Source organism: Pseudomonas sp. B20 (genome assembly GCF_020515755.1).
GTDB lineage: Bacteria > Pseudomonadota > Gammaproteobacteria > Pseudomonadales > Pseudomonadaceae > Aquipseudomonas > Aquipseudomonas syringae.
This window is the reverse complement of record NZ_JAHPJG010000001.1, coordinates 504,777-519,678: the sequence shown is the minus strand read 5'-3', so window position 1 is coordinate 519,678 and position 14,902 is coordinate 504,777. Positions and strand designations below refer to the sequence as shown.

The following is a 14,902-nucleotide window of genomic DNA, read 5'->3' as shown; positions in this document are numbered from 1 at the left end:
AGCCAATAGAAAAGCGTTCTTGCCGGGTTACCAGCGGAAATAAAGCTGTGGCGCGGACGCCGGAACAATCATCGGTGCGGGCGCAGGTGCCGCAACAGGAGCAGCTCCATTGGCTGGCGCCATCGGCGCAGTTGCATCGACAGGCGCAGCAGGCGCCGTTGCGGTAGCGGCTGCCTCGGCTGCAGGCACTTCCTGCAATTTGGCCAGCGACAACTGCGAGCGTAGCTGATCGGTGCTGCCACTGACCTCAAACACCACTTTATCGCCTTCGACAGAACTCAGACGCACGCCGAACGGTTCGAGTAACTGAAGCAGTTGCGCATAGCGCTCCAGCGTCATGCCCTGAACCTGGATCAGCATGCCGGTCGACGCACCTGGCTTGGCAACGAAGCGCGGCGCCAGACGCTCGCTGACCGAGAGCAGCACCGCATCAGCCAACGCCTCGGAGGTGGCACCGGTTGCGTTGCCCTGTTCGCGCTGATCACCCAGCCACAAGCGCCATTTGCCCTGCCACTGACCGCCATCTTCCCTGGCGTGCACGGCCAGTATCGCGTCAGCGCCATAGCGCTCCGAGGCTTCCTTGAGCGGCGCAGGGTCAGCGCCCTCCAGGGTTTTCGCGTTACCGATACCCTGCTCGCTCAAATCAGCCAGCGGCAGGCGCAGTGGCAGTCCGCGGTGCTGAGCGGCCTGGCGCAAGGGTTCGGCGGCGGCCTGACCGTCGCCGACCAGATTCGAGCCTTCCACCGAGTCATTCAGCCACCAGCCGAGAATCGATGGGCGATTACTGCCCCAGATCGACAGACCCGCATCGTGCAGCGCACGGTCGGTGGTTGCCGGATCGAAGTCGACCAGCAGGGTTTCCGGCGGTCCGGCCTCGTAGCCGAACTGGCTAATGATCTGCTGCGGGTCTTTGCGCAGCGCGGCGATGGCCGAACCCTGCACGGCCTTGGCGTCGCCGGTCAGGCGCAGCACCAGGGTTTCGACGGCGGCCTGCGTGGCCCGCGTGCGTTCATCGGGCGACTGGCCATTGACCGGCTCGCGAACCTGATAAAGGTTGCTGACCGTTTCGGCAAGGCTGGGAAGGCTGATCAGGGACAGACAGCCGATTAGAAGAATTCTGGAAAAACGCATGGACAGTTCCCGAACGGAAAAAAGTAAAAAGAAGCTGTTTCAGCAGGTGTACAGGTCTGGGACAGACGTGAGCCACCTATCATTCAGTTCGCGCATAAAGTACACCCTAAACGTCCAGGCTCGCACTGACAGGCCACCTGGTTGAGGTTTATTTGGTGCAACACCGCCCTGTTGTCGGCGCAAGGATGGCCCCTGATGAGCAAGCCTGATAAAATCGCGCGCCTTCGCAGACCGGCAATCGCCATGGCCCCAACATTACCACCGCATGACAGCGCGGTGCTGAACGGGCCCTAACGCAGCGGTCGATACCTCCGAATCCCCCCTAAAGGCCTGGATTTTCTATGAGCAAGCAACCCTCCCTGAGCTATAAAGACGCCGGTGTAGACATCGACGCCGGTGAAGCATTGGTCGAACGCATCAAGAGCGTCGCCAAGCGCACCAAGCGTCCGGAAGTCATGGGCGGCCTGGGAGGCTTCGGCGCCCTCTGCGAAATCCCGGCCGGCTACAAGCAACCGGTTCTGGTTTCCGGCACCGACGGCGTGGGCACCAAACTGCGTCTGGCGCTGAACCTGAACAAGCACGACACCATCGGCATCGACCTGGTCGCCATGTGCGTCAATGACCTGGTGGTCTGCGGTGCAGAGCCGCTGTTCTTCCTCGATTACTACGCCACCGGCAAACTGAACGTCGACACCGCCGCTCAGGTCGTCACCGGCATCGGCGCCGGCTGCGAACTGGCCGGTTGCTCGCTGGTGGGTGGCGAAACCGCTGAAATGCCGGGCATGTACGAAGGCGAAGACTACGACCTCGCAGGCTTCTGCGTCGGCGTGGTGGAAAAGGCCGAGATCATCGACGGCTCGAAAGTTGCTGCCGGTGACGCCCTGCTCGCCCTGCCATCGTCCGGCCCGCACTCCAACGGTTACTCGCTGATCCGCAAGATCATCGAAGTGGCAGGCGCGGACATCGAGAACATCCAGCTGGACGGCAAACCGCTGACCGAACTGCTGATGGCGCCGACCCGCATCTACGTGAAGCCGTTGCTCAAGCTGATCAAGGAAACCGGCGCAGTCAAGGCCATGGCCCACATCACCGGTGGCGGCCTGCTCGACAACATTCCACGCGTACTGCCTGAAGGCGCTCAGGCCGTCGTCGACGTCGCCAGCTGGCAGCGTCCGGCCGTGTTCGACTGGCTGCAGCAGCAAGGCAACGTTGCGGAAAACGAGATGCACCGCGTGCTGAACTGCGGCGTGGGCATGGTGATCTGCGTCGCTCAGGAGCACGTTGAAGCGGCACTCAAGGTGCTGCGTGAAGCCGGCGAGCAGCCTTGGGTGATCGGCCAGATCGCCACCGCTGCCGAAGGCGCAGCACAGGTCGAGCTGAAAAACCTCAAGGCGCATTGATGCCAGCCATCTGCGACGTCGTGGTGCTGCTGTCCGGCACCGGCGGCAACCTGCAAGCGATGATCGACAGCTTCAAGGACGAGGCCAGCCCCGTCCGCATCCGCGCGGTGATTTCCAACCGTGCAGATGCGTTTGGCCTGCAACGCGCCCGGGACGCAGGCATCGAAACCTGCGTACTGGATCACACCGCGTACGAAGGCCGTGAGGCTTTCGATGCAGCGCTGATCGAACGGATCGACGCCTTCCAGCCACAGTTGGTCGTACTGGCCGGGTTCATGCGCATTCTCAGCGCAGGATTCGTTCGCCACTATCACGGCCGTCTGCTGAATATTCACCCTTCCCTGCTGCCACGTTATAAAGGCTTGCACACGCACAAGCGTGCGTTGGAGGCCGGCGACGCCGAGCATGGCTGCAGCGTGCATTTCGTTACCGAGGAACTCGATGGCGGCCCACTGGTCGTACAGGCAGTTATTTCGGTACAGTTGCACGACACGCCCGCAACGCTCGCGCAACGGGTCCATGTTCAAGAGCACCGTATTTACCCACTGGCCATTCGCTGGTTTGCCGAAGGCCGACTGAGCCTTGGTGAACAAGGTGCGTTACTCGATAGCCAGTTACTCCCGGCCAGCGGCCATCTGATTCGACATTAGGAGATACTATGCGTCGCGCTCTGCTCTTCGCTTTCGCCCTGCTCGCATTGCCTGCTGTACAGGCCGCAGACCTTCAACCTTTCTCCGCCAGCTACACCGCCGACTGGAAACAGCTGCCCATGAGCGGCACGGCTGAACGCAGCCTGGAAGCCGGCGCAAACGGCACCTGGACCCTGAGCTTCAAGGCCTCGATGATGATCGCCAGCCTGACTGAAGTCAGCACACTGAAGGTCGACAAGGACACCCTGCTGCCGCAGACCTACAGCTTCGAGCGCAGTGGTCTGGGCAAATCCAAGAAGGTCGATCTGGCGTTCGACTGGAACACCAAGTTCGTCACCGGCACCGACCGTGGCGATGCGATCAAGCTGCCGCTCAACCGTGGCATCCTCGACAAGTCCACCTATCAGTTGGCGTTGCAACATGACATCGCTGAGGGCAAGAAGAGCATGAGCTATCAGGTTGTCGACGGTGATGAAGTGGACACCTACGACTTCCGCGTGCTGGGTTCGGAAAAAGTCACCACCAAGACAGGCCAGGTCGATGCGATCAAGGTCGAGCGCGTGCGCGACCCGACGCAAAGCAAGCGCACCACCGTGCTGTGGTTCGCCAAGGATTGGGATTACCTGCTGGTCCGCCTGCAACAGGTCGAAACCGACGGCAAGGAATACAACATCGTATTGCTGGACGGCACCGTCAACGGCAAGGCCGTCAAAGGCAGCTGATAGCCCTGACCGCCCGCACCACAGAGCCCCGCTTTTTAGCGGGGCTTTTTATTGGCTGAAGGCATGCGACGCAGAGCGCCGCACGATAGTTGCGCCTGCACCGGCACCTTCGTGAGCAAGCTCACTCCCACGCCCTTCGGGCAGAAGCGCAGAGCATCGGGCACGATAGTTGAGGTTATCGTTCCTCACGCTCCAGCGTGGGAACGCAGTTCGCGACGCTCTGCGTCGTCAAGAGGACGCGGAGCGTCTGGAACGGCGTTTTTACGTGCGTTCGGACAGGCTTGAAGCACATGAAACATCCTTCATTTTGCCACCACTGCGCTGTAAGCCTCGTCATGCAAGGGCTGCAGAGGATCGATCAGTTTCTGACCACCGGGGAACCTGAACAGGCTATTTACTTAGGCAGCTAACAAATCCTATAAAAGAGTCCTGCGACACATCGCCGCAGTATCCAGAGGCCTAACCATCAAGGCCATCAAAGTCAGGAGCTTACTACTATGACTGTCAGAGTTACTGAACGCGACGACGCCCACCTCTCTCACGAAGCCGTTGCCGACGGCATCCAGATCTGGGATGTACACCAACAGGACCAACTTGTCGGCATGTTCCACGTTGAGTCCGATGCCCTTCGCTATAAGGAAGAGCTGGAAGCGCTGGAAAGCCAGGGCAACCACTGAACAATTCCAAGAACAGGAAAAGACAAAACCCGCTGAATGCGGGTTTTGTTTTGACACCTCAATGACAGCGCCGTGGGCTTACCACATCAGATCGTCAGGCACCTGATACGCCGCGTACGGGTCGTCTGCATCCGGCGCTTCGGTCGGGGTGTTGAGCAATACGATACGACGCGGGTCACGCTCCTGAATCTTCAGCGCAGCCTCGCGCGGAATGATCTCGTAACCGCCACCATGGTGAACGATGGCCAGTGAACCGCTGCTGAGCTTGTTGCGCACCATGGCGTTGACCGGAATGCGCTTGACCTTCTTGTCGTCAACGAAGTTGTAGTAATCCTCGGTGATCAGCTTGGGCAGGCGCGACACTTCGATCAGTTGCTTGACCTGAGCGGTGCGGGCCTTCTGCTCGACCTTCTCCTGCTGCTGACGGTTCAGCTCCTGATCACGCCTGGCCTTCTCGGCCATGGCCTCCTGGGCCGCACGCTTTTGCGAGTCATCGGCCTGCGCCTGACCCTTGTGCACCAGACGCTGCTCTTTCTGCTTTTCTTTGCCGACCTGCTTGGCCTGCTTTTGGTTGACCAGACCTGCCTTGAGCAACTGATCGCGAAGGGAAAGGCTCATTGTCTACTCACTTATACCGTTACCGCACACTCAGCCGCAGCCGGGTGTGCTCTTTTCCTGACGTTTGGCTTCGCCCCACAAAGCGTCCATTTCTTCGAGCGAGCACGCTTCGATAGGACGCTGCAGGTGGCGCAAAGCCTGTTCAATGAATCGGAAGCGTCTGTCGAACTTGCTATTGGCCGAGCGTAGCGCAGTTTCCGGGTCGACCTTGAGGTGTCGGGCCAGGTTGACGACGCTGAACAGCAGGTCGCCGACTTCCTCGGCAATGCCCTCGGCGTCATTGTCGACCATGGCCTCGAGAATTTCATCGAGTTCTTCACGCACCTTGTCGACCACCGGCAAGGCCGCAGGCCAGTCGAAACCCACCTGCGCCGCACGCTTCTGCAGTTTGGCCGCACGACTCAACGCCGGCAAGGCCCGGGGCACGTCGTCGAGCAGCGACAACTGCTCGGGAACGCCGGCCTTTTCGGCACGCTCCTCGGCCTTGATTTCGTCCCAGCGAAGGTTGACCTGCTCGTCGGTCAGGCGCGGCGTTTCTGCCGGCGCGTACAGCTCGCCGGTCGGAAACACGTGCGGATGGCGACGCAGCAACTTTCGGGTAATACCGTCGATCACATCGTCGAACTCAAACCGGCCTTCCTCTTTGGCCAACTGCGCATAGAAGACCACCTGAAACAGCAGGTCTCCCAGCTCGCCTTTCAGATGGTCAAGGTCACCCTGCTCGATGGCATCGGCCACTTCATAGGCTTCTTCCAGCGTGTGCGGCACGATGCTGGCGTAGGTCTGCTTCAGGTCCCACGGGCAGCCGAACTGCGGATCACGCAGCCGGGCCATGAGGTTGAGCAGGTCTTGAACTGTATACATGGGCCTCCTTCGGTCGCAGCGGTTTAGCTTCAAGCTTCAAGCTGCAAGCTGCAAGCCACCGCAATCCGCTTTAGCTTGCAGCTTGGAACTTGCAGCTTATAGCTGCCCCTAGGGCGTCCTGTTCCTGCGCGTTTCAATGATATTCGGCAACTGGGAAATACGCCCCAGCAACCGCCCCAGCGCGTCCAGACCCGGAATCTCGATGGTCAGGGACATAAGCGCTGTGTTGTCTTCCTTGTTCGAACGGGTATTGACCGCCAGCACGTTGATCCGCTCGTTGAGCAGCACCTGCGTGACATCCCGCAGCAAGCCGGAACGGTCGTAGGCACGGATGATGATGTCCACCGGATAAGTGAGCACCGGCACCGGTCCCCAGCTGACCTGAATGATCCGCTCGGGCTCGCGACCGCCCAGTTGCAGCACCGAAGCGCAATCCTGACGGTGAATGCTGACGCCACGACCCTGGGTGATATAACCGACGATGGCATCGCCCGGCAGCGGCTGGCAGCAGCCGGCCATCTGCGTCATCAGGTTGCCGACGCCCTGAATCTGAATATCGCCACGCTTGCCGGGCTTGTAGCCGGTGGCCTTGCGCGGGATCAGTTCCAGCTGTTCATTGACGCGATCAGGCTCGACCTGCTGCTGAGCCAGATTGACCAGTTGCGCCAGACGCAGGTCGCCTGCGCCCAAGGCCGCGAACATGTCATCGGCAGTCTTGTGATTGGCCTTGTCCGCGAGCTTGTCGAAATCGACCTGTGGCAACGCCAGGCGCGCCAGTTCGCGTTCGATCAGGGTTCTGCCGGCAGCGACGTTCTGGTCGCGGGCCTGCAATTTGAACCAGTGAACAATCTTGGCCCGCGCCCGTGAGGTGGTGATGTACCCCAGGTTCGAATTCAGCCAGTCGCGGCTCGGCGTACCGTGCTTGCTGGTGATGATTTCGACCTGCTCGCCGGTCTGCAGGCTGTAGTTGAGCGGTACGATTCGACCATTGATCTTCGCACCCCGGCAGTTATGGCCGATTTCGGTGTGCACCCGATAGGCGAAGTCCAGTGGTGTCGCGCCCTTGGGCAGGTCGATGGCGTGGCCGTCCGGGGTGAAGACGTAGACGCGGTCAGGCTCGATATCGACTCGCAGTTGATCGGCCAGACCGCCGATGTCGCCCAGCTCTTCATGCCATTCGAGCACCTGACGCAGCCAGGAAATCTTCTCTTCGTAATGATTGGAGCCGGATTTGACGTCGGTGCCTTTATAGCGCCAGTGCGCACACACGCCCAGCTCGGCCTCTTCATGCATGGCGTGGGTGCGGATCTGCACTTCCAGCACCTTGCCTTCCGGCCCGATCACGGCGGTATGCAGCGAGCGATAGCCGTTTTCCTTGGGGTTGGCGATGTAGTCGTCGAACTCTTTGGGAATATGCCGCCACAAGGTATGCACGATACCCAGCGCGGTGTAGCAATCGCGCATTTCCGGGACCAGCACACGCAGCGCACGCACGTCATAGATCTGGCTGAACGCCAGGCCCTTGCGCTGCATTTTGCGCCAGATGGAATAGATATGCTTGGCACGCCCGCTGATGTCAGCGGTCACGCCGGTGGCCTGCAGTTCGTTGTCGAGCTGGGACATGACGTCGCTGATGAAGCGCTCGCGGTCCAGCCTGCGTTCATGCAGCAGCTTGGCGATCTGCTTGTATTGATCAGGCTCCAGGTAGCGGAAGGACAGGTCTTCCAGCTCCCACTTGATGTGACCGATGCCCAGGCGGTGGGCCAGCGGTGCATAGATGTCGAAGACTTCGCGGGCCACACGGTTGCGTTTTTCGTCGTCGGCGTTCTTTACCGCACGAATCGCGCAGGTACGCTCGGCCAGCTTGATCAGCGCAACGCGAACGTCGTCGACCATCGCCACCAGCATCTTGCGCAGGTTTTCGACCTGCGCCTGACTGCCGAGCACCAATGACTGACGAGGGCTGAGACTGGCGCTGATCGCGGCCATGCGCAGCACGCCGTCGATCAGTTTGGCGACCGTTGCGCCAAAGCGCTGCTCGACGTCCGGCAGCGCAATGAGACCTTCACGCACGCCACGGTAAATGACCGCGGCGACCAGCGAGTCCTGATCCAGCTTTAGGTCAGCCAGGATCTCCGCGATTTCCAGACCGGTCTGAAAACTGGAGGTGCCCTCTGCCCAATGATTCTTGTGGGCCTTGTCGGTCTGCTCGGCTTCCCGGGCAAATTCACAGGCCTTTTTCATGACTTCCCGGTCCAGGACCAGGTCGACGCTGACAATATGATCGAGCCACGCGTCGAGATTGATACTGCCGTCTGTGTTTATCGGCTGGTTCGCTCTCACCTGTACCATGCTGCTTACCTTCCCTACGGCGCGATGAATAGCGCCATCAGTCGCCAGCCTTCTGAGCGAATGCCACTTGCCGGGCAAGCAAGGACCGGCATTCGCGGGCCAGTCGGATTAAATGAGGTTCCCTGTCAGCAACGACCTCGTTCCAGTGAACGCTGCTCACTTACTCATTTCAAATAAAGCCATCGCCTCGACATGCGCCGTCTGCGGAAACATATCGAGGATTCCGGCACGTTTTAACCGGTAGCCCTGACGGATCAGTTCGACCGCGTCACGAGCCAAAGTTGCCGGATTACATGAAACATAGAGCAGTCGCCGGCCCCCCGTCTTTCTGATCTGGCGGACCACTTCAAAGGCCCCGTCACGCGGTGGGTCCAAGAGTACCGCAGAAAACCCTTCTGCCGCCCAGTCGGCATGTGTCAGCGGCTGGGAAAGATCCGCCTGAAAAAACTGCACATTGTGCAGATCATTACTCATTGCGTTGACGGCTGCACGCTCGACCATGGTCGCAACGCCTTCAACCGCCACCACTTCCCTGGCCAGACCCGCCAGCGGCAAGGCGAAATTGCCCAGACCGCAGAACAGGTCCATGACACGTTCGTCTTTTGCAGGCGCCAGCCATTGCAGGGCCTGCTCGATCATCGCGGTGTTGACCGCCGCGTTGACCTGAATGAAATCACCCGGTCGCCAAGCCAGTTGCAGGTTCCACGGCTCCAGCCGGTAGCCCAGCGTATCGCCGGGGCTGGCCGGTTGGGGCTCGCCTTCGCCGTGCAGCCACAGCTGCGCACCATGCCTGGAGCAAAACGCCTGCAACAGCGCCAGATCGGTCTCGACAAGCGGCGCGGTGTGGCGCAACAACACGGCAGTCGCAACCCCACTGAACAGCTCGACGTGACCCAGCGCCTGCGGCTTGCTGAAACTTTTCAGCATGCCAGGCAGCTCATTCATGATGGGTTGCAAGGCCTGTACCAGCACCGGACAGTGTTCGATGCTGACGATGTCCTGGCTGGCGGCTGCGCGGAACCCCACATCCAGCCTTTTGCCCTTGGCATCCCAGCGAACCGCGACCCGCGCGCGTCGGCGATAGGCCAGTTCGGCACCACTCAAAGGTGCCGCCCATTCATCCGGCACCACGTTCGCCACACGCAGTAACTGCTCGGCGAGCATGCGCTGTTTCAGGGCAAGCTGTTCTTCGTGGGGCACATGCTGAACACTGCAGCCGCCACAGCGACCGAAATACTCACAGGCCGGCGCACGACGCATGGTGCTGGCGGTGAAGACCCGCTCGGTGCGCGCCTCGACGACCTTGCCGCGCGCATTGAGCACGCGCGCCTCGACCTCTTCGCCGGCCAGACTGCCGGCGACAAACCAGGTTTTGCCCTCGAGAAAGGCGATACCGCGACCGTCGTCGGACAGCCGCTCGATGGTCAGCCGCTGCTTTTTACCGGCAGGAATCTGTACGGTTTTAACGCCGCCCGCAGGCTGAAAGCGCAAACCTCTTTCGTGCTTGGCCATCAGTTGGGCGAATCATAGACGCCGGTCGACAGGTAACGGTCGCCTCGGTCACAGATGATCGCCACAATCACGGCGTTTTCGACTTCGCTGGAAAGACGCAATGCCCCGGCGACCGAGCCACCGGACGACACGCCACAGAAGATGCCTTCTTCGCGGGCCAGTCGGCGCATGGTGTCTTCGGCTTCGGTCTGGCCCATGTCGATGATGCGATCGACACGCTCCGACTGATAGATTTTCGGCAGGTATTCATGCGGCCAGCGGCGAATACCGGGGATCGAAGCGCCCTCCATCGGTTGCAGACCGACGATCTGCACGTCCGGATTCTGCTCCTTGAGGTAGCGCGAGGTGCCCATGATGGTGCCGGTGGTGCCCATCGAGCTGACGAAATGGGTCACGGTACCGCCCGTCTGCCGCCAGATTTCCGGACCGGTGGACGTGTAATGCGCTTCAGGGTTATCGCCATTGGCGAACTGATCGAGCACTTTGCCGCGGCCTTCGGCCTGCATGCGCTCGGCCAGGTCACGGGCGCCTTCCATGCCCTGGTCCTTGCTGACCGAAATCAGCTCGGCGCCATAGGCGGTCATCGCGGCCTTGCGTTCGGCACTGGAGTTGTCCGGCATGATCAGAATCATCCGGTAGCCCTTGATCGCCGCGGCCATGGCCAGCGCGATTCCGGTATTGCCGGAGGTCGCTTCGATCAGTGTGTCACCCGGATGGATCTGGCCGCGCAACTCGGCGCGGGTGATCATCGACAAGGCCGGGCGGTCTTTTACCGAGCCAGCGGGGTTGTTACCTTCGAGTTTCAACAGGAGGGTATTGCTGGTGTTACCCGCCATGCGTTGCAGACGCACCAGCGGGGTGTTGCCGACGCAATCGGCAATGGTTTGATACTGCAGGGTCATGGCGTCTTCGCAATCCAGACTGCGGGGGGTGCCTATCATAACGGCAAACGGCCAAAGCCCATATCACGCAAAGTGCGCTGCTTATTCCCAAAAAGAATAAACGCTGTTTTTTCCGCTGCCGCCCTGCCCTGCGCAGAGAGTTAGGTGCCCATGCCGACGGTAAATAGCTAAACTCATCCCCTTGTGCCGATACAGCAAGGCAGCCGATGCCTGATATCGACGGACTGATACGTATTGCCGGAGGAAGAGCGTGCTGACCAAGCTGGGTATAAAAGGCCGTGTGCTGCTACTGACTATTCTGCCTGCCAGCCTGATGGCGGCGATGCTCGGTGGTTATTTCACCTGGATGCAGTTGAGCGAACTGCAAAGCCAGTTGCTGCAACGCGGCGAAATGATCGCCCAGGATCTGGCGCCGCTTGCCGCCAATGCACTGGGGCGCAAGGACAAAGTGCTGCTCAGTCGCATTGCCACCCAGACGCTGGAGCAGACCGACGTACGCGCCGTATCGTTTCTCGACACCGATCGCACGGAACTGGCCCACGCCGGGCCGACCATGATCAGCCCGTCGCCGATTGGCAGCGGCTCGCAGTTGCTCAGCTCGACCGGTACCGATGCCACGCGCTACCTGCTGCCGGTCTTCGGCAGTCAACGCCACCTGACCAGCCCGATCATTCCTGCCGAGGCCGATACCCTGCTGGGCTGGGTCGAGCTTGAAATCTCCCATAACGGCACGCTGCTGCGCGGTTACCGAAGCCTGTTTGCCAGCCTGCTGCTGATCCTGACCGGGCTGGCGTTTACCGCGACCCTCGCGGTACGCATGAGCCGCACCATCAACGGGCCGATGAGCCAGATCAAGCAGGCCGTGTCGCAACTCAAGGACGGCAATCTGGAAACCCGTCTGCCACCGCTGGGCAGCCGGGAGCTGGACGAGCTGGCGTCGGGCATCAACCGCATGGCGGCGACGCTGCAGAACGCGCAGGAAGAACTGCAACTGAGCATCGATCAGGCAACCGAGGATGTCCGGCAGAATCTGGAGACCATCGAAATCCAGAACATCGAACTCGACCTGGCACGCAAGGAAGCGCTTGAAGCAAGCCGGATCAAGTCCGAATTCCTGGCCAACATGAGCCATGAAATCCGCACGCCGCTCAATGGCATTCTGGGCTTCACCCATTTGCTGCAGAAAAGCGAGCTGACCCCGCGCCAGTTCGACTACCTGGGCACCATCGAGAAGTCCGCCGACAACCTGCTGAGCATCATCAACGAGATTCTCGACTTCTCGAAGATCGAGGCCGGCAAGCTGGTGCTCGACAATATTCCGTTCAACCTGCGCGACCTGTTGCAGGACACCTTGACCATTCTCGCCCCGGCGGCGCACGCCAAACAGCTGGAGCTGGTCAGTCTGGTGTACCGCGATACGCCACTGGCGCTGTCCGGCGATCCGCTGCGTCTGCGGCAGATCCTGACCAATCTGGTCAGCAACGCGATCAAGTTCACCCGCGAAGGCACGATCGTCGCGCGCGCCATGCTCGAGGACGAAACCGAAGAGCACGCGCAACTGCGCATCAGCGTGCAGGACACCGGGATCGGCCTGTCCAGTCAGGATGTGCGGGCACTGTTCCAGGCCTTCAGCCAGGCCGACAATTCGCTTTCGCGTCAACCGGGCGGTACCGGGCTGGGGCTGGTGATCTCCAAACGCCTTATCGAACAGATGGGCGGCGAAATCGGTGTCGACAGCACGCCGGGCGAAGGTTCGGAATTCTGGATCAGCCTGAAACTGCCCAAGGCCCGTGAAGACAAGGAAGAATCACTCAATATTCCGCTCGGAGGCCTGCGCGCCGCAGTGCTTGAACATCATGACCTGGCGCGCCAGGCGCTGGAGCATCAGCTGGAAGACTGCGGTCTGCAGACCATCGTGTTCAACAACCTGGAAAACCTGCTCAACGGCGTGACCGCAGCGCATGAGACGCCTGCGGCCATCGATCTGGCGGTACTTGGCGTGACGGCGCTGGAAATCTCTCCGGAACGGCTGCGCCAGCACATCTGGGACCTGGAAAACCTCAACTGCAAGGTCATGGTACTGTGCCCGACCACCGAACACGCGCTGTTCCAGCTGGCGGTCCACGATGTCTACACGCAACTGCAGGCCAAGCCCGCCTGCACCCGCAAACTGCAAAAAGCCCTGTCCGAGCTGATCGCGCCGCGAGCGGTGCGTGCCGATATCGGCCCGCCACTGTCGAGCCGCGCACCGCGAGTGCTGTGCGTGGACGACAACCCGGCCAACCTGCTGCTGGTACAGACCCTGCTCGAAGACATGGGCGCTGAAGTGGTCGCTGTCGAGGGCGGCTATGCAGCGGTCAACGCCGTGCAGCAGGAAGCGTTCGACCTGGTGTTGATGGACGTGCAGATGCCCGGCATGGACGGTCGTCAGGCCACCGAGGCGATCCGCGCCTGGGAAGCCGAACGCAACCAGAGTTCGCTGCCGATCGTGGCCCTCACCGCGCATGCGATGGCCAATGAAAAGCGCTCACTGCTGCAAAGCGGTATGGACGACTACCTGACCAAGCCGATCAGCGAACGGCAACTGGCGCAGGTGGTGCTCAAGTGGACCGGGCTGGCGCTGCGCAACCCTGCGCCGGAACGCCAGAATGAAGCGCTTGAGGTGCACGTCGGGCCGCTGGTGCTGGATCATGAAGAAGGATTGCGCCTGGCGGCGGGCAAGGCGGATCTTGCCGCCGACATGCTGGCCATGCTGCTGGCCTCCTTGGACGCCGACCGCGAAGCCATTCGTGTGGCGCGTGCCAATCAGGATGTACACGCCTTGATCGAGCGCATCCACCGCCTGCACGGCGCAACGCGGTATTGCGGCGTTCCACAGCTGCGCAGTGCCTGCCAGCGCGCCGAAACCCTGCTCAAGCAAAACGCTCCGCACACCGAAGAGGCCCTCAACGATCTGGACAAGGCCATCATTCGCCTGGAAGCCGAGGCGCGGGTCATGGCTTGAGCGTGCAGCGAGACACCTTTCGTGCCTGACGCTCCAGCGTGGGCGGAGCATGTTAGGATGCGCGCAATTTTGGAGGACCCATGGTCGAACACGATTTTCGCTACAGCATGCTTAACCCTCAGCACACGCTGACCGAATGCCGCACGCTGGCACCCGGCCGCTATCAGGTCACCGGCAACGGCGGCTCGATTCACGACAACGACCAGTTGTTGGTGACCATCAAAGGCAGTAAAAGCCTGCACATGCGCCTCACCGTCGAGAAAGTCCGGCACCTGATCAACCCGCCCGGCCAGTGGATTGCGGTGGCCAAAGGCCCGGTATTCGACGAGTTGGCGATTCATCAGTGGAAAGTGAATTGCGACAGCTGCGCCGCCGAACTGAACTTCGAGTTCATGGTAGAGAGCAAGCTGGGCGTCAAGGCGCAGAAACCGGCCGCTACCGCGCGCATCGCGGAGCTGGGCTGGAAAACCGATGGCGAGAAGCACTTCTGCAAGAAGTGCCAGGAGAAAGCGGCATGAAACAGTTTGCGCTCCTGAGCCTGATCGGCGGCGCGCTGCTGGTTGGTTGTACTGCTGACCCGCTGCCGATCCAGCAGGATCACAGCTATGTAACCGAGTGGATCGGCGAGCGTCCGTTGATCGATAACAGTCGTTTGACCATGACGCTGGGTGCCGATGGCCGTGCGTATGGCAATGCGGGCTGCAACCATTGGTTTGCGCCCTATACGCTGAACGATCACAGCATCAGTTTCGGTCCGGTGGGCAAGACGCGCAAGATGTGTGCGCCGGCGTTGATGGAGCAGGAGCAACGTTTTATCAAGGCGATGAGCAGTGTTCAGCGCTGGGATATCTCGCCCATCGAGCAGTTGCGTCTGTGGCCAACGCAGGGCAAGCCGTTGCGTTTCTGGCTGGAAGATAGCTGATTGTAACTATCGTGCCGAAGCTCAGCGTAACTTGCGACGCAGAGCGTCTAGAACTGCATTCCCACGCTGGAGCGCAGGGAACGATCACTATCGTGCGACGCTCCGCGTCGCATGCCGTTCTGGACGCTCCGCGTCCTCGTTGCTACGC

The 14,902-nt window shown here is 60.8% G+C and carries 13 protein-coding genes; 7 read left to right on the top strand and 6 right to left on the bottom strand.

All coding sequences use genetic code 11. The annotated features are described in order from the left end of the window. Nucleotides 1–27 precede the first annotated feature (27 nt). Complete coding sequence (locus LIX91_RS02255) at nt 28–1,131, bottom strand: DUF2066 domain-containing protein (RefSeq protein WP_226487916.1); 1,104 nt, start codon at nt 1,129–1,131, stop codon at nt 28–30. 341 nt (nt 1,132–1,472) lie between these two features. Between LIX91_RS02255 and purM the strand changes: the two genes are divergently transcribed. The 4 genes from purM to LIX91_RS02235 all read left to right on the top strand — a co-directional run bounded on the left by purM (nt 1,473) and on the right by LIX91_RS02235 (nt 4,580). Next, nucleotides 1,473–2,531 carry a phosphoribosylformylglycinamidine cyclo-ligase gene (purM, locus tag LIX91_RS02250; RefSeq protein ID WP_003344863.1) on the top strand — a complete coding sequence of 353 codons (1,059 nt, stop codon included), beginning with the start codon at nt 1,473–1,475 and terminating at the stop codon, nt 2,529–2,531. Beyond that, on the top strand, nt 2,531–3,181 hold the full coding sequence (gene purN, locus LIX91_RS02245; RefSeq protein WP_096114229.1) for a phosphoribosylglycinamide formyltransferase: 651 nt from the start codon (nt 2,531–2,533) through the stop codon (nt 3,179–3,181). Before purM ends, purN begins: the two co-directional genes overlap by 1 nt. Before the next feature lie 8 nt (nt 3,182–3,189). Then, nucleotides 3,190–3,903 (top strand): DUF3108 domain-containing protein, encoded by a 714-nt coding sequence (locus tag LIX91_RS02240; protein WP_003305121.1) that lies wholly within the window; start codon nt 3,190–3,192, stop codon nt 3,901–3,903. Nucleotides 3,904–4,400: 497 nt separating this feature from the next. Beyond that, nucleotides 4,401–4,580 (top strand): hypothetical protein, encoded by a 180-nt coding sequence (locus LIX91_RS02235; protein ID WP_002554613.1) that lies wholly within the window; start codon nt 4,401–4,403, stop codon nt 4,578–4,580. A gap of 78 nt (nt 4,581–4,658) precedes the next feature. Here the strand turns inward: LIX91_RS02235 and LIX91_RS02230 are convergent, their stop codons facing one another. The 5 genes from LIX91_RS02230 to cysM all read right to left on the bottom strand — a co-directional run bounded on the left by LIX91_RS02230 (nt 4,659) and on the right by cysM (nt 10,828). Beyond that, on the bottom strand, nt 4,659–5,198 hold the full coding sequence (locus tag LIX91_RS02230; RefSeq protein WP_003407712.1) for a DUF2058 domain-containing protein: 540 nt from the start codon (nt 5,196–5,198) through the stop codon (nt 4,659–4,661). Nucleotides 5,199–5,228: 30 nt separating this feature from the next. After that, entirely contained in the window at nt 5,229–6,062 is an 834-nt protein-coding gene (gene mazG / locus LIX91_RS02225; RefSeq protein ID WP_003314605.1) for a nucleoside triphosphate pyrophosphohydrolase, read from the bottom strand. 108 nt (nt 6,063–6,170) lie between these two features. Further along, a complete protein-coding gene (relA, locus tag LIX91_RS02220; protein WP_011268592.1) occupies nt 6,171–8,414 on the bottom strand; it encodes a GTP diphosphokinase in 2,244 nt (747 codons plus the stop codon). Between the two features lie 156 nt (nt 8,415–8,570). Beyond that, on the bottom strand, nt 8,571–9,926 hold the full coding sequence (gene rlmD, locus LIX91_RS02215; protein WP_226487915.1) for a 23S rRNA (uracil(1939)-C(5))-methyltransferase RlmD: 1,356 nt from the start codon (nt 9,924–9,926) through the stop codon (nt 8,571–8,573). Next, the gene (gene cysM, locus LIX91_RS02210; RefSeq protein WP_003418189.1) at nt 9,926–10,828 is read right to left on the bottom strand and encodes a cysteine synthase CysM; all 903 of its coding nucleotides are present in this window, start codon (nt 10,826–10,828) and stop codon (nt 9,926–9,928) included. Before cysM ends, rlmD begins: the two co-directional genes overlap by 1 nt. Nucleotides 10,829–11,078: 250 nt before the next feature. On the opposite strand from cysM, the gene LIX91_RS02205 reads away from it, so the two are divergent. The 3 genes from LIX91_RS02205 to LIX91_RS02195 all read left to right on the top strand — a co-directional run bounded on the left by LIX91_RS02205 (nt 11,079) and on the right by LIX91_RS02195 (nt 14,754). After that, a complete protein-coding gene (locus LIX91_RS02205) occupies nt 11,079–13,832 on the top strand; it encodes a response regulator (RefSeq protein WP_004411261.1) in 2,754 nt (917 codons plus the stop codon). Between the two features lie 80 nt (nt 13,833–13,912). Next, nucleotides 13,913–14,350: a hypothetical protein gene (locus LIX91_RS02200; protein ID WP_003314595.1), complete on the top strand. Its 438-nt coding sequence runs from the start codon at nt 13,913–13,915 to the stop codon at nt 14,348–14,350. Continuing rightward, a complete protein-coding gene (locus LIX91_RS02195) occupies nt 14,347–14,754 on the top strand; it encodes an META domain-containing protein (protein ID WP_003314594.1) in 408 nt (135 codons plus the stop codon). The genes LIX91_RS02200 and LIX91_RS02195 overlap by 4 nt, the downstream gene beginning before the upstream one ends. Nucleotides 14,755–14,902 lie beyond the last annotated feature (148 nt).